Origin of the sequence: Tabrizicola sp., from assembly GCF_016793705.1 — a bacterium.
Taxonomy (GTDB): domain Bacteria; phylum Pseudomonadota; class Alphaproteobacteria; order Rhodobacterales; family Rhodobacteraceae; genus Tabrizicola.
Map to the genome: position 1 here is coordinate 34,843 of NZ_JAEULO010000052.1, position 19,448 is coordinate 54,290.

Genomic DNA, 19,448 nt, shown 5'->3' on the forward strand with positions numbered 1-19,448 from the left:
AGGCCCCGCGCTCAGGCGTGTTCCGCGGCCATGTCGCGGGCCAGCCGGAGGCCCTTCTGCAGGGAAAGCCGGCCCTCGGGCCAGCAGATCGGCAGGCTTTCGACGACCCAACTCTCCAGCGCCTCCTCGTCGGGGGTGTCGGGTCCGTCCCACATCTGGCTCGCGATGCGGCGGAAGGTGCGGTAGGCCGCACCGGCCTCTTCCGCCCGCCCCAGATGTGCGAAGGAGGCGACCGCCCAGACGCCAAGGTCGGGGAAACCGTCCGGGCATTTCTCGACGGTGGCGATGGTCGTGGCATGGTCGCCCGCCATGAAGTGAATGCCGGCCAGATAGGCCGTGTAATACTCGGGATAGATCGGGTTCAGCTTCACCGCCTGCATCGCCAGGTCCTTCGCCTCGGCGGCATGGCCGAGGAACCCCAGCCCGCTTGCCGCCGCGATCAGGGTTTCTGCATCATGCGGGTTCATGTCCACCGCCAGCCGGAAATGCGAATTGGCCCGTTCCGGCGACCGGGCGATGGCCCAGTTCCACGCCATGCTGATGTGGCAGCGCGGGTCGTAGGGGTCAAGCGCGATGGCCTCGCGCGCGTGCTTGAAGGCCTTGGCGCAGTCGGCCTTGCGGTTGGCATAACCGGGGCGGACCATGCTGCGCGTGCTCAGCACCTGCGCCAGGCTCGCATGGCTGCCCGCCAGGCCGGGGTCCAGGTCGATCGCCTTCAGGAACATCGCTTCCGCTTCCGCGTCCGCTTCCGCCGACCACAGCCGCGACAGCTGGTGCCCCTTCAGCCACAGGTCATAGGCCACCGGATTGCCCGGTGTCGAACGGGCATGGCGCAGCAGGGTGATGTGGTTCACCTGTGACGCCAGGTTCGCCGCCACCGCCCCCGCGACCGATGAACTGATCTCCTGCAACTCGTGTTCCGCCACCGGGAACAGGTGCGACCAGACCTCGCTGCCGTCGCGGCAGTCGATCAGCGTGACGAACAGCTTCCCGGTCCCCGTGCGCCAGTCCAGCACGCAGTCCACCGCGAAATCGGCGTCGATGGCCGCGCCCACGGCGGTGAAGTCGACGGCGGCGGCCGAGTCGAAGCCGCTCGACGGCCAGGGGATCACGATCCAGCAGCGGAATTTCGACAGGCAGGATTTGGCAAGGAAGGCAAAGCCTTCGCCCAGATAGTCCTTGCTGGCATCGGTGTGCCGGGTCAGCGGCGGCCGGATGGTGATCCGCGGCGGGCCGCTGCGGGTCAGGGGCGCACGGCTCGCCTGCACCGGCGCCACCCCGCGCGGCAGGGACACCTCGCCGCTCTTGATCGCGACCAGAAGCTCCTGCGACGCCTCGCTCGGCTCGCTGTCCAGCTCCTCGGCAAGGGCCTGTTCCAGCAGCCCGAACTGCCGCAGCGCCGCCGACTGGTCGCCCCGCAGCGCGTGGAAGCGCATGATGAACTGATGTGCCAATTCGTGCGAGGGCTCGATCCGCACCAGCTCCTCGGCGACGCGGGTGTCGGTCAAGGCATTGGCAGCGATCAGTCTTTCCAGCTGGTCAGTCAAGGCCGTGGTCAGAACCGAGCGCAACTGCGACCGTTCGATCTGCAACCAGGCCTCGAAGACCGGGGCCGCGGGCTGGGCCGGGCCGAACAGCTCGCCCAGCCACAGCGCCGCAGCGGACAGAAGCGCGTTCTGGTCATGCGTACTGGTGGCGATCAGCTCGCGGAACCGCCGCACGTCCAGATCGAAGGCTGCGCCCTTCAGACCGACCGAGAAGCGGTCAGCCTCGACCACATCCTCGTCCTCCGGCCCCAGCACCTCGCGCAATTCGCGCAGCGCCTGCCGCAGGCTCGACCGCGCCAGCGCCTCGGGGGCGGGGTCCCAGAGAAGCGAGGCCAGCTGTTCGCGGTTCATCCGGCAGCCGGGGCTGAGGAGCAGAAGCCCCAGCAGACAGCGCGTCTTGCGGGTCTTGAACACGACCTCCTCGCCCGATGCGATGCGGGCGACCCGGCAAGAGCCCAGGAGATCGACGTGAAACCGGAACATGCGGGAGGTCCCCCAAAACCTCAGGGATCAACGTTGCACGAGCGTCGGGGGCTTTCAACAGGCGAGCGGCAAGATGTCCAGCATATTCCTGCGGTTGTGGCCTTCCGGCTGGACGGTCAGGGCGCGAAGAAGGGTTTGGCCTTCATCGTCTCGGGCACCGGAACTCCCATGCGGGTCAGGATCGACGGCGCCAGCGCCAGTTGATCAAGCACTTCATCTTCGCTCGGCAAGATACTGTTTCCGAAGTAGTAAAACGCAAAGTCCCGCTGGTCTTCGCCTGTCCCGCCATGATGCCCGCGGGCGTCCTGGCCATGGTCGGCGGTGACGATCACCTCATAGCCGTTCTGGCGCCAGCGGTGGATGAACGGCGCCAGGATCGCGTCCAGATGGAAGCAGGCGTGATCCATTTCCTCGCAGTCGTGGAAGAAGCGGTGGCCCATGCTGTCCAGCGTGCAGGTGTGCAGGATGCCGTAGTCTACCCCCTTGATTTCGCACAACCTTGTGAGCGTGCCGAACAGGTCGTAGTCCGAGGGCGTCATCTGGTTGGCATGGCCGTAGCCGTGCATGGTGTGGAACCTTCCATGGGTGATCGGCCCCTCCGGCTCGTCATATTCGATGTCGCGCACCACGTCGAAGGGCGCGCGGTTGAAGAACTCGGACCAGTAGCTGTGCGTCACAGCGCCGGTCTTCTTGCCCGCCCTGGTCAACTCGCTGAAAACATCCGGGAAATCAAGGCGATGGATGCCGGCGTTGTCCCAGATTCCGTGCTTCTGCGGCGGGACCCCGGTATGGATCGAGGCATAGCACGAGGCCGAAGTCGAGGGCAGCACCGCCCGCATCCGACGAACCTGCGCCTCGCCCTGTTCGACCCAGCCTTCCAGGTTGCCGAACAGCCGCCGCCAGTTCCGGTAAGGCACCCCGTCCAGGATGATGAGAAGCAGTTTCTTCATTCGGGCAAAGCCTCCTAGGTCGCGCCTTCGGCTTCTCGTCGGAGACCACCCCGGCGAGGAGGAACGAAGTCTCCGACAAGCTGCAGTTCAATTCCCCGCGCTTTCCATCTTGCGGTGCGCGATCACCTGCTCCAGCCAGCCCAGCTCCATCTCCGGCACCGAGGAAAGCAGAAGATCGGTGTAATCGTCGAACGGCGGGGTCAGCACGTCGGACTTCTGGCCGTACCGGACGACCGCGCCCTTGAACATCACCGCGATCTTGTCGGCGATGGCCTTCACTGTCGCAAGGTCATGCGTGATGAAGAGGTAAGCCACCCCCGCCTCGGCCTGCAATGTCAGCAGAAGCTTCAGGATGCCGTCCGCCACCAGCGGATCCAGCGCCGAAGTGACCTCGTCGCAGATGATCAGCTTCGGGTTCGCCGCCAGCGCCCGGGCGATGCAGACGCGCTGCTTCTGGCCACCCGACAATTCGGCCGGGTAGCGCGCCGCGAACCCTTTGCCCATCTCGATCTGGTCCAGAAGCTCCTGCACCCGCTTGTCCCGCTCCGCCCCCTTGAGGCCGAAGTAGAACTCCAGCGGCCGCCCGATGATCGTCCCCACGGTCTGCCGCGGGTTCATCGCGGTGTCGGCCATCTGGTAGATCATCTGGATTTCGCGCAGGTCGTCCTTCGTCCGCCCCGCAAGATCGGCAGAGAGCTGGCGCCCGGCAAAGGTGATCCGGCCCTGCAAGGGCGGCAGAAGCCCGGTGATCGCCCGGGCCAGCGTCGACTTGCCCGAGCCGCTTTCGCCCACCACCGCCAGCGTCTGCCCGGCGGGCAGGTCGACCGTGACGTTCTTCAGCACGTCGAAATTGGTGCCCCGATAGCGCGCGGTGATGTTCTGCACCTGAAGAACCGGCGGGGCAGGGGCTTTCTCGGTATGCTCCAGGCCCCGGACTGAAACCAGCGCCTTGGTATAGTCCTGTGTCGGCGCATGGATGACTTGCCCGGTCTCGCCCAGTTCCACCATCCTTCCGTGGCGCAGCACCATGATCTCGTCGGCCACCTGCGCCACCACGGCGAGGTCGTGGGTGATGTAGAGTGCTGCGACATGGGTGTCCCGGATCGCCTCCTTGATCGCGGCCAGCACGTCGATCTGGGTCGTCACATCCAGCGCGGTCGTCGGTTCGTCGAAGATCACCAGGTCGGGCTTCGGGCACAAGGCCATCGCCGTCATGCAGCGCTGCAACTGCCCACCCGAGACCTGGTGTGGATAGCGATTGCCGATCGTGTCGGGGTTCGGCAGCCCCAGTTTCTTGAACAGCCCCCGCGCCCGCGCTTCCGCCTCGGCCTTGGTCATCAGCCCATGCGAGAGCGAGGTCTCGATCACCTGTTCCATGATCTGCTTTGCCGGGTTGAAGCTGGCCGCCGCCGATTGCGAAACGTAAGTGACTTCGCGTCCCCTGAGCGCGCGCAGGGCCTTCGCATCGGCCAGCCGGATTTCCCGTCCGTTCAGGTGGATCGTTCCCGCCGTCAGCCGCACCCCGCCGCGCCCGTAGGACATGGCGGACAGCCCGATGGTCGACTTGCCCGCCCCGGATTCGCCGATCAGGCCCATCACGCGGCCCCGCTCCAGCGTCAGGTCCACCCCATGCACCAGCGTCACGTTCTTCGGCGGTTCCCCTGGCGGGTAAGAGGTGGCCTCGATCACCAGGCCCTTGATCTGGAGGAGAGGATCAGCCACCGCGGCCTCCTTTCAGGCTGGAGGTGCGGGTGAGGATCCAGTCCGCCACCAGGTTCACGCTGATTGCCAGTGCCGCGATGGCGGCAGCGGGCAGAAGCGCGGCGGACTTGCCGTAGATCAGCCCGTCCTTGTTCTCCTTCACCATGCCGCCCCAATCCGCCAGGGGCGGCTGCACGCCAAGGCCCAGGAACGAGAGTGTCGAGATGAAGAGCACCGCGAAGATGAAGCGCAACCCGAACTCCGCCACCAGCGGCGACAGCGCATTGGGCAGGATTTCGCGGAAGATGATCCAGCCGCCCTTCTCGCCGCGCAGCTTCGCCGCCTCGACATAGTCCATCACCGCGATGTCGACCGCGACCGCGCGGCTCAACCGGAAGACGCGGGTGCTGTCCAGCACGCCCATCACCAGGATCAGCACGGTCAGGTTCAGCGGCAGCACCGACAGCATCACCAGCGCCACGATCAGCGAGGGAACCGCCATCACCAGATCGACAAGCCGCGACAGAAGCTGGTCGATCCAGCCGCCCTTGACGGCGGCCAGGAACCCCAGGAAGGCCCCCAGCGAGAAGGACAGGACCGAGGAGGCGAGCGCCACGAAGATGGTGATCTGCGCACCATAGATCAGGCGCGACAGGATATCCCGACCGATGGTGTCGGTGCCCAGCCAATGCTCCGAGGAAATGCCCTCCCACTGGCCTCCGCTGCTGTCGCTGATGGGCCAGGGCGCAATCCAGTGCGCGAAGACGGCGATGAAGAGGAAGGTCCCGGTCAGGACGAGGCCGATGAGGGCTGAAAGCGGAATCCTCATTTCGGATGCCTCAGTCTTGGGTTGGCCAGGATGCCGATGACATCGGCCAGCATGTTCAGGAAGATGTAGACGGCGGCGAAGACCAGACCCACGGCCTGCACCACCGGCAGGTCACGCTTCGTCACATGGTCGACGAGATACTGGCCAAGCGCGTTGTAGCCGAAGACCACTTCGACCACGACGACGCCGACGACCAGATAGGCGAGGTTCAGCATGACCACGCTGACCACCGGGGCGATGGCGTTCGGGAAGGCATGCTTCCAGATGATCGTCATCGGCGACAGGCCCTTCAGCTCCGCCGTCTCGATATAGGCCGATTGCATGACGTTCAGGATCGCCGCGCGGGTCATCCGCATCATGTGCGCAAGGACGACGAGAACCAGCACGATGACTGGCAGGGCTACGGCATGAAGCTTTGCCCAGAAAGTCATCCCCGGGAAGACCATGGCGACGGGCTGGAAGATCGGGATAAGCTGGGTCAGCAGGTAGATCACGAAATAGGCCGCGACGAATTCCGGCAGGCTGATCGTGGTCAGCGTGATGCCCGAGATCAGCTTGTCCGGCCAGCGCCCGGCATAGCGCGCGGCGATCAGGCCCAGAAGGATCGCGAGTGGCACGGCGATGACTGCGGCGCAACCGGCCAGGAACAGCGTGTTGCCCAGCCGCTGCCCGATGGACTGCGCGATGTCGGCCCCGTTGGTCAGAGAGGTGCCCAGATCGCCGGTCAGCACGCCGCCGAGCCATTGGAAATAGCGGGTCAGGGGCGGCTGGTTCAGCCCCATCTTCTCGCGCAGGTTGGCCAGCGCCTCGGGTGTGGCCTGCTGGCCGAGGATCGCCTGCGCGGTATCGCCCGGCAGCGCTTCGACGCCCAGGAAGATCACCGCCGAGACGGCGAGGAGCAAGAGGAGGCCCAGCGCAATGCGCTGGACCAGAAGTCTGACGATCGGATGCACCGGCCCTGCCTCAGGCCAGCCAGCACTTGACCTGGGCGCGCCCGTTCATCAACTCGCCGTTGGGATCGTCGACCCAGCCCTGAATCTGGTCACTGACGCCCGAGACGAAGTCGTTGAACATCGGCAGGATCAGGCCACCCTCGTCGCGCAGGATATGCGCCATCTCGCTGTATTCCGCCTTTCGCTTGACCTCGTCCAACTCGCCCCTTGCGGCGATCAGAAGCTCGTCGAAACGGGCGTTCTTGAACTTGGTGTCGTTCCAGTCGGCGGTGGACAGATAGGCGGTCGAATACATCTGGTCCTGCACCGGGCGACCGCCCCAGTAGCTGGCGCAGAACGGCTCGACGTTCCAGACATTCGACCAGTAGCCGTCATCGGGTTCCAGCTTGACTTGCAGCGGGATGCCCGCCGCCTGCGCCGAGGCCGCGAACAGGTTGGCCGCATCCACCGCGCCCGGGAAGGCGCCTGGCGCGCTGCGCAAAATGATCGGGCTGCCATCATGGCCGGTCTTGTCGTAGTATTCCTTGGCCTTGGCGGCATCGTATTCCCGCTGCTCGATGCTGTCGTCGAACAGCGGATAGGCGGCGTTGATCGGGAAGTCGTTGCCCTTGCTGCCGAGGCCTCCCAGGATCTTGTCGACCATTTCCTGCCGATTGATGGCGTATTTCAACGCCATGCGCATGTCGTTGTTGTCGAAGGGCGCCTTGTCGCAATGCATGATGAAGACATAATGCCCGCGGCCCGCGACATATTTGATCGACACGCCCGCGACGCCCTTCAGCAGTTCCACGATCTTCGGATCGACCCGGTTGATCATGTGGACCTGGCCCGACTGCAACGCCGCAGTCCGTGCGGTGTTGTCGTTGATGACCAGGAACTCGACCTCGTCGGCATGGCCGATGGCGCTGTCGAAGTAGTTGGCATGCTTGGTGAAGGTGTAGCGCACGCCCGGTTCGTTCGCCGTGACTTTGTAAGGTCCGGCGCCGTTGCCCGCCGCAGGCGCATCCGTGCCGCCGCCGGGCTGGATGATCAGGTGATAGTCGCCCATCAGATACGGCAGGTCGGCGTTGCCCGAGGCGAGCTTCAGCGTGACCATGTCGCCTTCGGCCTTCATGTCGGCGATGCCCTGAACGATGCCAAGCGCACCCGACTGGGCCTTTTCGTCGGTATGGCGCTTCAGCGTCGCCACCACGTCATCGGCAGTGACGGTACCGCCATTGTGGTACTCCACCCCGGCGCGGATCTTGAACTTCCATTCGGTCGCGTCCGGCGAGGAGGAGATTTCCTCGGCGATGCGGTGATCCAGCGTTCCGTCAGGGTTCACGTCCACCAGCATCTCACCCCAGGTCATGTTGACCTGGAAGGGAACTTCCGAGGCTGCGAGCGCAGGATCGAGGCTGTCGGTCGATTGCCCGCCCGCAAGCCCGGCGCTGATCTTCCCGCCCTTTTTCGCCTCTTGCGCAAGGGCTGCCTTGCCGTAGAGCGCCGAGGCGAGTCCCGCCGACACGCCGAGCGCCGTCGTGCGGCCGACGAATTCGCGCCGGGTCATCCGGCCAGTGCGCGCCTGCGCCACCATCCAGTCAAGCTGGTTGTGCTTGTCGGTCATTTTCGTCTCCCTATGTGGTCCCCGTCTCGGGGATTCTTTTGTTGACTTGGGAATCAATAAACCGCGAACCCCGTCTTCGGACAAACGTTTTTTCGCGGGCCGTCACACAAACTTGCGGTCCACCTCCTCGTCCCAGTCCCGCCGGAAGACCACCCGATCGCCCTCCCAGGCCGTCAATGTGGCCTGCATCCGCAGATGCGTGGCGCTGGCCGTCATCACCGTCTCGGTCTGCGTCTTCACCCCCCAGTCGCCGCGTGACAGGCGCTGCTCCCAGGTGATCGCCGCCCGGGCAGAAAGGGGATCGGCCCCCACCTCCCAGCGCTCGACCGTCTTCTCGCCGGTCACCAGCCCATGCGTCAGGTTCTCGCTCTCGCCCAGGTCGTCCTCGACCACCAGCGCATGCCGCCCCGCGATCAGGTCGCTCTCGATCCGCCGACTCGACCGCCCGGCGCGCAGCATCCGGTGTTTCCAGGGGGTGGCGGTCTCGGCCGGCGGCGGGGTCCATTCCGCCACGCCCGTGCCCCGATGCACCGGCAGGTCCAGGCTTCCCTGCGTGATTTCCAGCGTCGCGGCTTCGGGGCTGGACCAGACGAAGGGCCAGTAGGTGGTGGACAGGGCCAGCCGCAGCCTGTGCCCTGCCGCCACGCGATATCCCATCTGGTCCAGCGTCAGGGTGATGTCCTCCGGGACGCCGGGCAGCATCCGTTCCGGGTTCTCCCGGCTCTGCCGGTGGCAGAGGTTCAGGATGCCATGCGCAATGCGGGTGGACGACCCGTCGGGCGCCACATCGCAGAGCCGCGCCACGAGGAAGGCCAGTGGCTTGTCCGAGGCCAGCCGCAGAGAAAGCGTCGCTGCCCCCAGCAGCTCCAGCGGGCTGTCAAGGCGGGCTCCGTCGAAACAGACCGACAGCGCATCATCCCCCCGCTGGTCGCCCGCCATCTCGGCGTTCAGGCCCATCGGAAAGAACTCGCCCGCGGTCATGCCCAGGTGCTGCGGCGTCGAGACGCTGGCCGAAAGCGGCCCCGCCACCCCGAGCCCCGCATCCGACAGCATCAGCACCCGGCGGCTGACCCTCGGCGTCGGCCATTCGGCTTCGGCAATCCAGTGCCCTTCGCGATGCTCGGCGCTGGGGTTCGGCGGCGCGGAATGCAGCATCCAGGCCCGCAGGGCCGGATCATTCTCCGCCCCGTTCTCGATGCCTTTCAGCCAGCGGTCCCACCAGCGGATCGCCAGTTGCAGGAAACCGATCTTCGGCCCCGGAACCGCGGTATGCGGGTACTGGTGTACCCAGGGGCCGATGATCCCCTTCACCGGCCCCCGTGCATTCTCCATCAGCGCCGCGACGGTGTTCATGTAGTTGTCGTTCCAGCCGCCGATGGACAGGATCGGAACCGTCATCCGGTCCCAGTCCTCGCAGATCGAGCCGTGTTTCCAATAGGCGTCCCGCGTCTGGTGGTTGGCCCAGCCGGGCGCATGGAATGGCTCCGCCTCCAGCCGCTTGAGCCAGGTTTCCCGCCAGCCGTTGTGCAAAAGCGGGTCGCCGGGTCGCGAGGAATAGCTCAGCATGACCGAACCCCAGCCAAAATTCTCGCCCAAGAGCGCGCCGCCCTTGAAATGGATGTCGTCGGCAAAGCGGTCGGTGGTCGAATAGACCGATATCACCGCCTTCAAGGCAGGCGGTTGCAGGAAGGCCGTCTGCAGGCAGTTGAACCCGCCCCAGCTTTTCCCCATCATCCCCACGGTGCCGCTGCACCACGGTTGCTTGGCCAGCCAGGCAATCACGTCGCAGGCGTCCTGCAATTCCTGGGCCGAGTATTCGTCGGTCATCAGCCCGTCGCTGTCGCCGTTCCCCCGGATGTCGACCCGGACGCAGGCGTAGCCGTGCCCGGCGACATAGGGATGCATCAGCTCGTCGCGGGGCAGGGTGCCATCCCGTTTGCGATAGGGGATGTATTCCAGCACGGCGGGGACAGGGCGCGTCCCGGCATCGGCGGGCATCCAGACCCGGGCCGACAGCCTTGTGCCATCGGGCATCGGGATGCCCATGTCCTCGATCTCGGTGATCGCTTCGGGAAATTCGGTACGGACCGTCACGCGCCACCTCTCCGATTCTCTGCCCCATCGGATATTATCCGTCCGTACAATTCAAGCGATTTAACACGCTGCTCCGGCCTCGGCAGCCACGCGCCCTATCCGCACTCAACAAGTGAAAGCCGGTTTGAGGGGCCGCAGGACAATCTGGATGAAGGCCTTAAGAAACCCCTAACGCCCACGGACAAGCTTATGACTTCAAATGGAATCTGGAAAATGTCCACCGTGGACACCTCCGCCTGTTCGCCCCCGCACAGGTATCGCGCGGACGGAATGGGGTGAAAGTCCGGCCTCCGGGGTCTACCTTCCCTTCAAAGGAGGACCCAGCCCATGTGGAACCCGCTTCTCGACCCCTCGATCCCCCTCGGCGACGCCGTGGACTCGATCGAGACCGTCATCGTCCCCCGCGCCCGCGACCTCGGCGGCTTCGAGGTCCGCCGCGCCCTTCCCTCGGCCCAGCGGCAGATGGTGGGCCCCTTCATCTTCTTCGACCAGATGGGCCCTGCCGAATTCCTGACCGGCCAGGGCATCGACGTCCGCCCCCATCCCCATATCGGCCTCGGGACCGTCACCTACCTCATGAGGGGCCGCCTCCACCACCGCGACAGCCTCGGCACCGACGCCTGGATCGAACCCGGCGCGGTCAACTGGATGCTGGCGGGGCAGGGGATCACCCATTCCGAACGGACCGACGGCGAGGCCCGCACCGCCCCGCTGTCGATGTTCGGATTGCAGACCTGGCTCGCCCTGCCAAAGGACCGGGAGGAGGATGCGGCGGGCTTCACCCATCTCGGTCGCGAGGAACTCCCGGAACTGGAGGGCGAGGGGAAGGAAGTCCGCCTGATCCTGGGGTCGGCCTGGGGCGAGAGGGTGGGGCTGGAAATGCCCTCCGAGGTCTTCTACGCCGACGCGGTCCTGCAACCCGGCGCGGCGATCCCGCTGCCGGACGACCACGAGGATCGCGGGGTCTACATCCTGACCGGCGAGGTTTCGGTTGGCGGGCAGGTCTTCGAGGCCGGGCGGATGCTGGTGTTCCGGCCGGGCGACCGGGTCTCGGTGAAGGCCGGGGCGCAGGGGGCACGGGTGATGCTGCTCGGCGGCGCGACGATGGACGGGCCGCGCTTCATCTGGTGGAACTTCGTCGCCTCCTCGCGCGAGAAGATCGAGGCCGCGAAAGAGGCCTGGCGGGCGGGCGACTGGCAGCACGGCCGCTTCAAGCTGCCGCCGGACGACGATGCCGAGTTCATCCCGGCCCCCGAGCATTGAAAAACCCGCGCGCTCCCCATTGACGCCCCCCGGCAGACCGTCTATCCCGCCCTCCACGCGCGGTGGTAGCTCAGTTGGTTAGAGTACCGGCCTGTCACGCCGGGGGTCGCGGGTTCGAGCCCCGTCCACCGCGCCAGCTTTCCCTTCCTTCTTAGTGACCGCAAGGGTGTCCACGCAGGACAGCCTCTCGAGGTGAAATAAAATCAACGGGTTGTCCGTGGGCGTTCAGGAAACGTTAAGGCCGATTGACCGATCCGGCCTGCCTTCTTCCTGACCGCCTCCCATCCCAGCCCTCCTCATGGAGGGGGAGGGAGGCGCTTGTTGCCGACCTTTGTCCGGAGCTTGCAGGTGAGGCGTGAGGCCGTCGCGTTTCCCGCTTGACGCCTTCCGGACAACCCCTTATCTGCCCCTTCAGCGCGCGGTGGTAGCTCAGTTGGTTAGAGTACCGGCCTGTCACGCCGGGGGTCGCGGGTTCGAGCCCCGTCCACCGCGCCAGCTTCCCCCCATGTTTCCCACGCAGGATTCGGCCAGGATCGAACCGGTCGAGGAACGGGTTTTCGGTCGTCTCCGCCATGGCGCCCGGATGCTCTGGCGCCGCTGTGAGCGACCTCGCGGGCCGATCGCCGACAGGTGATTTTTTCCGGCGGAGTCCGGTCGGGGGGCCATGGGCGCAAGGACCGGATGGTTTCGGCAAGCTGCGGAAAGGACAAGGCTTTCCTCCTTGTGGGGGATCGGCAGGAAACGGCCTGTGCCGCGTCGCAGCACAGAGGCTCACGCCACGGAACCTTGCGGTGAGGCCCCCTATCGCAGGCCCCGGGGCGGGAGTAGCGTCCTGCCATCCCGGCCAGAGCCTGCCGGATGGGCAACCATCGACGCGACAGGCCCGGCGCGCCGGGAGGTGACTGGAACGGAAGGGAAATCCCGTTCCTGAAACAGGAGACGCATCATGCGTTCGAACATTCTGTCCCTGGCCCTGATCGCCTCGCTTGGCCTTGGCACTGCCGTGCTGGCCGCTTCGACCGACACCTCGGGCGTGATCAAGTCGATCGACACCAAGGCGATGACGGTGGTGCTGGAGGACGGCACGACCTATCACCTGCCTGCGGGCTATGACGTGAAGCCGTTCAAGGTCGGCGAGAAGGTGGTGGTGAGCTGGGAGATGAAGGGCACGCTGAAGGAAGCGACGGCGCTGAAGGCGGGCTGACCACCTCGGCATGAGAGGAGACGGGGGCCTTCGGGTCCCCGTTTTTCATCTGAGGGAAAAAATCCTTAAGTAAGGATTTTGACAAATTTCTTGCTCAAGAAATTTGGGTCCCGGTTGCGGCGGTGCGCCTAGAGGGTCATGCGGTAGCGGATGTGGCCGTCGTTCTCGCAGTACTGGTCATAGAGCCTGCGGGCGGTCTGGTTCTCGATCTCGGTCAGCCAGTAGAGCCTGCGCCAGCCTCGCGCCCGACCGATGGCGATCAGGTCCTCGATCAGCGCGCGGCCCAGGCCCTTGCCCCGCGCCGCTTCCGCAACGAAGAGGTCCTCAAGATAGCCGTCATCGCCCAGCACCCAGGTCGAGGGGTGGTGCTGGTGGATGGCGAAGCCCTGCGGCACCCCGTCCTGCAGCGCCAGCCGGGCGGTCAGGGCATTGCCGGGGTCCATCAGACGCGCCCAGGTGAAGGTGGTGACCCCGGGCGGCAGGGTCAGGCCGTAGCCGTCAAGGAACCCCTGCCAGAGACGCCGGAAATCCGTTTCGTCCTCGGGCTTTGCGTCGCGAAGCTGAAGCATCACGCGATGCGGGCGAGGATGCGGGCCCAGCTCCGGATGCCCTTGTGGAAGGACTCCAGGTCGTATTTCTCGTTCGGGGAATGGATCTGGTCGTCATCGCGGCCGAAGCCGATCAGCATCGCGTCCATGCCGAGGATGGTCTTGAAATAGCCCGCGACCGGGATCGACCCGCCGGAGCCCACGAAGGCGGCGGGGCGGCCCCATTCCTCGGTCAGCGCGGCGCGGGCGGATTCGAAGGCCGGGTCGGCGATTTCCATCACCGAGGCCGGGGCCCCGTCGCTGCCGCCTTCCCAGACGATCTCGCAATCGGCAGGCATCTGCGCCTCGGCCCATTTCTTGAACGAGGCGATGATCTTCTCCGGGTCCTGGCGCGAGACGAGGCGGAAAGAGACCTTGGCATGGGCCTCGGACGGCAGCACGGTCTTGAACCCGGCGCCGGTGTAGCCGCCCCACATGCCGTTGACCTCCGCCGTCGGGCGCGACCAGATCTTTTCCAGCGGCGTGCGGTCCTGTTCCCCGGCGGGGACGGAGAGGCCCACGTCGCCGAGATAGGCGGCGTGGTCGAAGGCCAGCGTCTGCCATTGCTGGCGCAGTGTATCGGGAAGCTCGTCGACATCGTCGTAGAAGCCGGGCACCTGCACCCGGCCCTGGGCGTCGTGCAGGCCAGCCAGAAGCCGCGCCATCAGGTGCAGCGGGTTCTGCGCCAGCCCGCCATACATGCCGGAATGGAGGTCACGGCTGGCGGCGCGGATGGTGAATTCGGCTTTCGCCAGCCCGCGCAGCATGGTGGTGATGGCGGGGGTGGCTTCCTCGAACAGCCCGGTGTCGCAGATCAGTGCGAGGTCGCAGCTGAGTTCCTCACGGTTCTGCTCCAGGAAGGGGACAAGCGAGGGAGAGCCCGATTCCTCCTCGCCCTCCAGGAAGATCGTCAGCTTGCCGGGAAGGGCGCCGTGCACATGCTTCCAGGCGCGGCAGGCCTCGATGAAGGTCATCAGCTGACCCTTGTCGTCCGAGGACCCGCGGGCGCGGATGACCTTGCCTTTCGGAGTGTCCTGCAACTCGGGGTCGAAGGGCGGGCGGTCCCAAAGTTCCAGCGGGTCAACGGGTTGCACGTCGTAATGGCCATAGAATAGGATATGGCGCTTGCCGGTCCCGCCATGCGCCACGACCATCGGATGACCGGGGGTCGCTGCCGCACGGGCCTCGAAGCCGAGGCTGGCGAGGTCGGCGGCCAGCAGGTCGGCGGTGCGGGCGCAATCTGCCTTGTAGGCGGGATCGGTGGAGATCGAGGGGATGCGCAGCAGCGCCATCAGCCGGTCGAGCGACTGCGGCAGGGTTTCGTCGATGCGGTGAAGGACGGCGTCGAGGGTCATGGCTCTCTCCGGGATGTGATCGGGCCGGAGCCTAGCAGGCGGGTTGGGGCTGTCCAGAGCGGGCAGGCTGCGCTATTGGCAATCTGGAACGGTTCCAGATTCGCGTGGGGCGACAATTCGTCCTGTTGGTTCTGCGGGCTGGTTGACCGAAATCAAGGCACCACTGCTGCGCATCGCCGATGATGCCGCAAAAGGGACCGAGGAAGCCATGGACTACAACAGCGCGCTTGATGCCAGCCTGCAACGCCTGCACGACGAGGGGCGCTACCGCACCTTCATCGACATCGCGCGGGAGCAGGGCCAGTTCCCCCATGCGGTGTGGACGAAGCCGGACGGCACGCAGAAGGACATCACCGTCTGGTGCGGCAACGACTATCTGGGCATGGGCCAGCACCCCGAGGTCCTGGCGGCGATGCACGCGGCGCTGGACGCGACCGGGGCGGGCTCCGGGGGCACGCGGAACATCAGCGGCACGACCGTCTGGCACAAGCGGCTGGAGGCGGAACTGGCCGACCTGCATCGGAAGGAAGCCGCGCTGGTCTTCACCTCGGCCTACATCGCCAATGATGCGACGCTGTCGACGCTGCGGCTCCTGTTCCCCGGGCTGATCATCTATTCCGACGCGCTGAACCATGCGAGCATGATCGAGGGCGTGCGGCGCGGGGGCGGCGAGAAGCGCATCTTCCGGCACAACGATGTGGCGCATCTGCGCGAGCTGCTGGCCAAGGATGATCCGGCGGCGCCGAAGCTGATCGCCTTCGAATCGATCTATTCGATGGACGGCGATTTCGGCCCGATCAAGGAAATCTGTGATCTCGCGCAGGAATTCAACGCGCTGACCTATCTGGACGAGGTCCATGCGGTCGGCATGTACGGCCCCCGCGGCGCGGGCGTGGCGGAACGCGACGGGCAGATGCACCGCGTCGACATCATCAACGGCACGCTCGCCAAGGCCTATGGCGTCTTCGGCGGCTATATCGCGGCGTCAGTGCGGATGGTGGATGCCGTGCGCTCCTATGCGCCGGGGTTCATCTTCACGACCAGCCTGCCGCCCGCGGTCGCGGCGGGGGCGGCGGCTTCGGTCCGCTTCCTGAAGGGAGAGGGCGGCCTGCGGCTGCGTGAGCGGCACCAGACCCAGGCCCGCATCCTGAAGATGCGTCTGAAGGCGCTTGGAATGCCCATCATCGACCACGGGTCGCATATCGTGCCGGTCCATGTCGGCAACCCGGTGCATTGCAAGATGCTGTCCGACATGCTTCTGGAAAACCACGGCATCTATGTCCAGCCGATCAACTTCCCGACCGTCCCGCGCGGAACCGAGCGGCTGCGCTTCACTCCGTCTCCGGTGCATGGGACCGGCGAGATCGAGACGCTGGTCCGCGCGATGGACGAACTCTGGGCACATTGTGCGCTGAATCGCGCCGAACAGGTCGCCTGAGGGCGCTGGTCTGTGGAAAAGCCCTTGTCCTGTGCTAGGGTTTCGCCAATAGAACGCATGTGAGTCGCTGGGGAAGGCGACCACGCTTGAGTGGTGCACCGAAGGGGACAGGGCGCGGATGATCGGTTGGAGGTCGAAACCTTCGACAACCGAAGAGGACAAGCCAAAGGGCTTTGACGACTTCGAGTTGCGGCTCGGTGATCTCATGCGCGGCGAAAGGGCCACGCTTGGGAAGTCGCTGCTGGACGTTCAGCGCGAGCTGAAGATCAAGGCCACCTATATCGCCGCCATCGAGAACGCCGACCTTTCGGCCTTCGAGACCCCCGGTTTCGTCGCGGGCTATGTCCGCTCCTACGCCCGCTATCTGGCGATGGACCCGGAATGGGCCTTCGAACGCTTCTGCGCCGAGGCCGGGTATCAGGTCTCGCACGGGCTTTCTGCCGCTGCCTCGCCGCAGCAGATCGTCAAGGTGCGGGCGCGCACCGATTTCTCTGATCCGCTGGGCGATCCCAATGCCAGCTTCATCCCGCGCGGCGAGGCGATCCTGTCCCGGGTGGAACCCGGCGCGCTCGGCTCCATCGCCGTGCTGGTCGCGCTGATCGGCGCCATCGGCTACGGCGGCTGGTCGGTATTGCAGGAAGTGCAGCGCGTGCAGCTGGCGCCGGTCGACGAGGCACCGACCGTGGTGGCCGAGATCGACCCGCTGGCCAATGCCGGGGCGACGGCGCCGAACGTTGTGGCAGCGCGTCCCGCCGAACCCGCTGCCGAGGCGGTTGCCAGTGCCGAAGGCACCGGGACCGATGACGTGCTGGATCGTCTGTATCGCCCGCAGGCGCTGGATGTTCCGGTCCTGACCTCTCGCGACGGGCCGATTGCCGCGATCAACCCGCGCGACACCGGCGTGTTGTCGCAGGTGGCCGAGGCCGACTCGGTCGATGCCGCGCTTGATCAGGCGGTCGAGGGCGAGGTTCAGGTCATCGCCGATGCCAAGGACGGCGTCGAGGTCCTGGCGGTGCGCCCGTCCTGGGTGCGGGTCAATGCCGCCGATGGAACCGTGCTGTTCGAGAAGATCCTCGATGCAGGTGAACGCTATGCGGTGCCGCCCCTGGAAACGGCCGCAGTGTTCCGGACCGGCAACTCCGGCTCGATCTATTTCGTCGTCGACGGGGTGGCCTACGGACCTGCCGCGCCGGGGGCGCAGATCGCCAAGGACATTCCGCTGTCACCCGAAGCGCTGACACAGAGCTTTGCGCAGGCCGACCTGACCAAGGATCAGGACCTGGCGAATTTCGCTACGGCGGATGCCTCGGACGTGGTGGCTGCACCTGCGCCGGAAGCGTCGGAGTAAGTTCCGGCCCATTGTCCGCGTGAGGCTTGCGGCCTATGTTCTGGCGGCAAGCAACGGAGCCTGACCGATGACCCACAACCCCGTCCGCCCCTGGCGCGACATACAGCGGCGCGCCTCGCGGCAGATCCGCGTGGGCAAGGTGCTGGTCGGGGGCGATGCGCCGATTTCGGTGCAGACCATGACCAACACCATCACCTCGGACGTGGCGGCGACCATCGACCAGGTGCAGCGTTGCGCGGTGGCGGGGGCGGATATCGTGCGGGTCTCGACGCCGGATCAGGCGAGCACGCGGGCGCTGAAAGAGATCGTGGCGGAAAGTCCGGTGCCGATCGTCGCGGACATCCATTTCCACTACAAGCGCGCGATCGAGGCGGCCGAGGCGGGCGCGGCCTGCCTGCGGATCAACCCCGGCAACATCGGCGATGCGAAACGTGTGGCCGAGGTGGTGAAGGCCGCAAAGGACCACGGCTGTTCGATCCGCATCGGGGTGAATGCGGGGTCGCTGGAAAAGCACCTGCTGGAGAAATACGGCGAGCCGTGCCCCGAGGCGATGGTGGAATCCGGCCTCGACCACATCCGGCTGTTGCAGGACAACGATTTCCACGAGTTCAAGATTTCGGTGAAGGCCTCGGACGTGTTCCTGGCCGCCGCCGCCTATCAGCAACTGGCTGATGCCACCGACGCGCCGATCCATCTTGGGATCACCGAAGCGGGGGGGCTTGTCTCCGGCACGGTGAAGTCGGCCATAGGGCTTGGGAACCTCCTGTGGATGGGGATCGGCGATACCATTCGCGTCAGCCTGTCCGCCGACCCGGTGGAAGAGGTGAAGGTCGGCTATGAGATCCTGAAATCCTTGGGCCTGCGCCATCGGGGGGTGACGATCATCTCTTGCCCCTCCTGCGCGCGGCAGGGGTTCGACGTGATCAAGACTGTCGCGGCGCTGGAAGAGCGGCTGGCCCATGTGACGACCTCGATGAGCCTCAGCATCATCGGCTGCGTGGTGAACGGCCCGGGCGAGGCGCTGATGACCGACATCGGCTTTACCGGCGGCGGGGCGGGCAAGGGGATGGTCTATCTTGCGGGCAAGCAGGACCATACGCTGTCGAACGAGGCGATGATCGACCATATCGTCGGGCTGGTGGAAGTGAAGGCCGCCCAGATCGAGGCGGCGGAAAAGCTTGCGGCAGAGTGATCAATCCCCGCCCATCTCCCGCGCCAGGTGGTCGATGAAGGCGCGCAGCCGCGCGGTTACAGACTGGGCGGAGGGATAGACGAAATAGATCGCCTTCCGCGGGGTGGACCAGTCCGGCAGCACACGGACAAGGCGGCCTTCGGCGATTTCCGGGCGGGCGATCATGCCGGGCAGGGCGGCGATGCCGGCCCCGGCGACCAGGGCGTCGCGGACGGCAAGATGCGAGCCGAGGCGCAGCGGCGGGGCGTAGGGCAGGATGATTTCCTCGTCGCCCTTTTGCAGCGGCAGGCCGCCCGACCAGGCGGTGGCCAGGCCGACCAGCGGGAAGCGGGTCAGGTCCTGCGGCTGGTGCAGGCTGTCGAGACCGGGAAGCCGCGGCGAGGCGACCAGCATGGCCTGGCCGTGCAGCAGGCGGCGGGCGACCTGGGTGCTGTCCTCCAGCGGACCGAAGCGGATGCAGCCGTCGAAGCCTTCCTCCAGCAGGTCGGGGGTGCGGTCGAGGAAGTGGATTTCCAGCGTGACTTCGGGGTGAAGGACGCGGAAGCTGGCGGCGATGGGGCCGATCAGCAGGTTGCCGATCACCTGCGGCACCGCCAGCCGCAGGTGCCCCCGCGGCGTGCCGCCGGATTCGCCAAGCGCGCGGCGGATATCCTCGGCCTCGCCCAGCAGGCGGTCGGCGCGGGCGGCAAGGACCTCGCCCTCCTGCGTGGGGCGCAGCATGCGGGTGGAGCGTTCGATCAGCCGGACGCCGAGGTGGTTTTCCAGATCGGCCACGCGCTTCGACAGGGTGGATTTCGGAACCCGCAGGGCCAGCGCGGCGGCCGAGAACGAGCCCTCGCGCAACACGGTGCGGAAGCCGCGGAGGGCGGAGAGGTCAAGCTCATTGTCCATGATATTG

At 66.1% G+C, this 19,448-nt stretch carries 15 protein-coding genes and 2 tRNA genes; 7 read left to right on the forward strand and 10 right to left on the reverse strand.

Going from position 1 to position 19,448, the window contains the following annotated elements:
- Positions 1–11 precede the first annotated feature (11 nt).
- From JNJ68_RS14285 to JNJ68_RS14315, 7 genes are all read right to left on the reverse strand, one after another.
- Positions 12–2,030: a BTAD domain-containing putative transcriptional regulator gene (locus JNJ68_RS14285; RefSeq protein WP_294983064.1), complete on the reverse strand. Its 2,019-nt coding sequence runs from the start codon at positions 2,028–2,030 to the stop codon at positions 12–14.
- Positions 2,031–2,146: 116 nt separating this feature from the next.
- A complete protein-coding gene (locus JNJ68_RS14290; protein ID WP_294983066.1) occupies positions 2,147–2,980 on the reverse strand; it encodes an alkaline phosphatase family protein in 834 nt (277 codons plus the stop codon).
- Between the two features lie 87 nt (positions 2,981–3,067).
- Entirely contained in the window at positions 3,068–4,702 is a 1,635-nt protein-coding gene (locus JNJ68_RS14295; protein WP_294983068.1) for an ABC transporter ATP-binding protein, read from the reverse strand.
- Positions 4,695–5,510 carry an ABC transporter permease gene (locus tag JNJ68_RS14300; RefSeq protein WP_294983070.1) on the reverse strand — a complete coding sequence of 272 codons (816 nt, stop codon included), beginning with the start codon at positions 5,508–5,510 and terminating at the stop codon, positions 4,695–4,697. Before JNJ68_RS14300 ends, JNJ68_RS14295 begins: the two co-directional genes overlap by 8 nt.
- Positions 5,507–6,463: an ABC transporter permease gene (locus JNJ68_RS14305; RefSeq protein WP_294983071.1), complete on the reverse strand. Its 957-nt coding sequence runs from the start codon at positions 6,461–6,463 to the stop codon at positions 5,507–5,509. The genes JNJ68_RS14300 and JNJ68_RS14305 overlap by 4 nt, the downstream gene beginning before the upstream one ends.
- A 10-nt stretch (positions 6,464–6,473) precedes the next feature.
- A complete protein-coding gene (locus JNJ68_RS14310) occupies positions 6,474–8,069 on the reverse strand; it encodes an ABC transporter substrate-binding protein (RefSeq protein ID WP_294983072.1) in 1,596 nt (531 codons plus the stop codon).
- A 102-nt stretch (positions 8,070–8,171) separates the two neighbouring features.
- Positions 8,172–10,163, reverse strand: a complete 1,992-nt coding sequence (locus tag JNJ68_RS14315; RefSeq protein ID WP_363165999.1) for a CocE/NonD family hydrolase — start codon at positions 10,161–10,163, stop codon at positions 8,172–8,174.
- Positions 10,164–10,490: 327 nt separating this feature from the next.
- Between JNJ68_RS14315 and JNJ68_RS14320 the strand changes: the two genes are divergently transcribed.
- The 4 genes from JNJ68_RS14320 to JNJ68_RS14335 all read left to right on the forward strand — a co-directional run bounded on the left by JNJ68_RS14320 (position 10,491) and on the right by JNJ68_RS14335 (position 12,630).
- Positions 10,491–11,426, forward strand: coding sequence for a pirin family protein (locus tag JNJ68_RS14320; protein ID WP_294983074.1), 936 nt, complete (start codon positions 10,491–10,493; stop codon positions 11,424–11,426).
- Between the two features lie 59 nt (positions 11,427–11,485).
- Positions 11,486–11,562 (forward strand) — tRNA-Asp (locus JNJ68_RS14325).
- A gap of 282 nt (positions 11,563–11,844) precedes the next feature.
- A tRNA-Asp gene (locus tag JNJ68_RS14330) sits at positions 11,845–11,921 on the forward strand.
- A gap of 451 nt (positions 11,922–12,372) precedes the next feature.
- On the forward strand, positions 12,373–12,630 hold the full coding sequence (locus tag JNJ68_RS14335) for a DUF1344 domain-containing protein (protein ID WP_294983075.1): 258 nt from the start codon (positions 12,373–12,375) through the stop codon (positions 12,628–12,630).
- Between the two features lie 128 nt (positions 12,631–12,758).
- Here the strand turns inward: JNJ68_RS14335 and JNJ68_RS14340 are convergent, their stop codons facing one another.
- Together JNJ68_RS14340 and JNJ68_RS14345 are read right to left on the reverse strand one after the other, a co-directional pair.
- On the reverse strand, positions 12,759–13,199 hold the full coding sequence (locus JNJ68_RS14340) for a GNAT family N-acetyltransferase (protein ID WP_294983077.1): 441 nt from the start codon (positions 13,197–13,199) through the stop codon (positions 12,759–12,761).
- Positions 13,199–14,572 (reverse strand): M20/M25/M40 family metallo-hydrolase, encoded by a 1,374-nt coding sequence (locus JNJ68_RS14345; protein WP_294983078.1) that lies wholly within the window; start codon positions 14,570–14,572, stop codon positions 13,199–13,201. The genes JNJ68_RS14340 and JNJ68_RS14345 overlap by 1 nt, the downstream gene beginning before the upstream one ends.
- Before the next feature lie 208 nt (positions 14,573–14,780).
- Here JNJ68_RS14345 and hemA point away from each other — a divergent pair, with 208 nt between their 5' ends.
- The 3 genes from hemA to ispG all read left to right on the forward strand — a co-directional run bounded on the left by hemA (position 14,781) and on the right by ispG (position 18,550).
- Positions 14,781–16,010, forward strand: coding sequence for a 5-aminolevulinate synthase (gene hemA / locus JNJ68_RS14350; RefSeq protein WP_294983255.1), 1,230 nt, complete (start codon positions 14,781–14,783; stop codon positions 16,008–16,010).
- A gap of 118 nt (positions 16,011–16,128) precedes the next feature.
- Positions 16,129–17,358 (forward strand): helix-turn-helix domain-containing protein, encoded by a 1,230-nt coding sequence (locus JNJ68_RS14355; RefSeq protein WP_294983080.1) that lies wholly within the window; start codon positions 16,129–16,131, stop codon positions 17,356–17,358.
- 67 nt (positions 17,359–17,425) lie between these two features.
- Entirely contained in the window at positions 17,426–18,550 is a 1,125-nt protein-coding gene (gene ispG, locus JNJ68_RS14360; RefSeq protein ID WP_294983081.1) for a flavodoxin-dependent (E)-4-hydroxy-3-methylbut-2-enyl-diphosphate synthase, read from the forward strand.
- Here the strand turns inward: ispG and JNJ68_RS14365 are convergent, their stop codons facing one another.
- Complete coding sequence (locus tag JNJ68_RS14365; protein ID WP_294983082.1) at positions 18,551–19,441, reverse strand: LysR family transcriptional regulator; 891 nt, start codon at positions 19,439–19,441, stop codon at positions 18,551–18,553. It lies immediately after the preceding gene.
- Between the last annotated feature and the right edge of the window lie 7 nt (positions 19,442–19,448).

Bases quoted from the DNA above. Each gene is read 5' to 3' on its own strand.
- hemA (WP_294983255.1), top strand. From the start codon at position 14,781: ATGGACTACAACAGCGCGCTTGATGCCAGCCTGCAACGCCTGCACGAC.
- JNJ68_RS14285 (WP_294983064.1), bottom strand. From the start codon at position 2,030: ATGTTCCGGTTTCACGTCGATCTCCTGGGCTCTTGCCGGGTCGCCCGC.
- JNJ68_RS14300 (WP_294983070.1), bottom strand. From the start codon at position 5,510: ATGAGGATTCCGCTTTCAGCCCTCATCGGCCTCGTCCTGACCGGGACC.
- JNJ68_RS14290 (WP_294983066.1), bottom strand. From the start codon at position 2,980: ATGAAGAAACTGCTTCTCATCATCCTGGACGGGGTGCCTTACCGGAAC.
- JNJ68_RS14320 (WP_294983074.1), top strand. From the start codon at position 10,491: ATGTGGAACCCGCTTCTCGACCCCTCGATCCCCCTCGGCGACGCCGTG.
- JNJ68_RS14345 (WP_294983078.1), bottom strand. From the start codon at position 14,572: ATGACCCTCGACGCCGTCCTTCACCGCATCGACGAAACCCTGCCGCAG.
- JNJ68_RS14355 (WP_294983080.1), top strand. From the start codon at position 16,129: ATGATCGGTTGGAGGTCGAAACCTTCGACAACCGAAGAGGACAAGCCA.
- ispG (WP_294983081.1), top strand. From the start codon at position 17,426: ATGACCCACAACCCCGTCCGCCCCTGGCGCGACATACAGCGGCGCGCC.
- JNJ68_RS14310 (WP_294983072.1), bottom strand. From the start codon at position 8,069: ATGACCGACAAGCACAACCAGCTTGACTGGATGGTGGCGCAGGCGCGC.
- JNJ68_RS14335 (WP_294983075.1), top strand. From the start codon at position 12,373: ATGCGTTCGAACATTCTGTCCCTGGCCCTGATCGCCTCGCTTGGCCTT.
- JNJ68_RS14340 (WP_294983077.1), bottom strand. From the start codon at position 13,199: ATGCTTCAGCTTCGCGACGCAAAGCCCGAGGACGAAACGGATTTCCGG.
- JNJ68_RS14365 (WP_294983082.1), bottom strand. From the start codon at position 19,441: ATGGACAATGAGCTTGACCTCTCCGCCCTCCGCGGCTTCCGCACCGTG.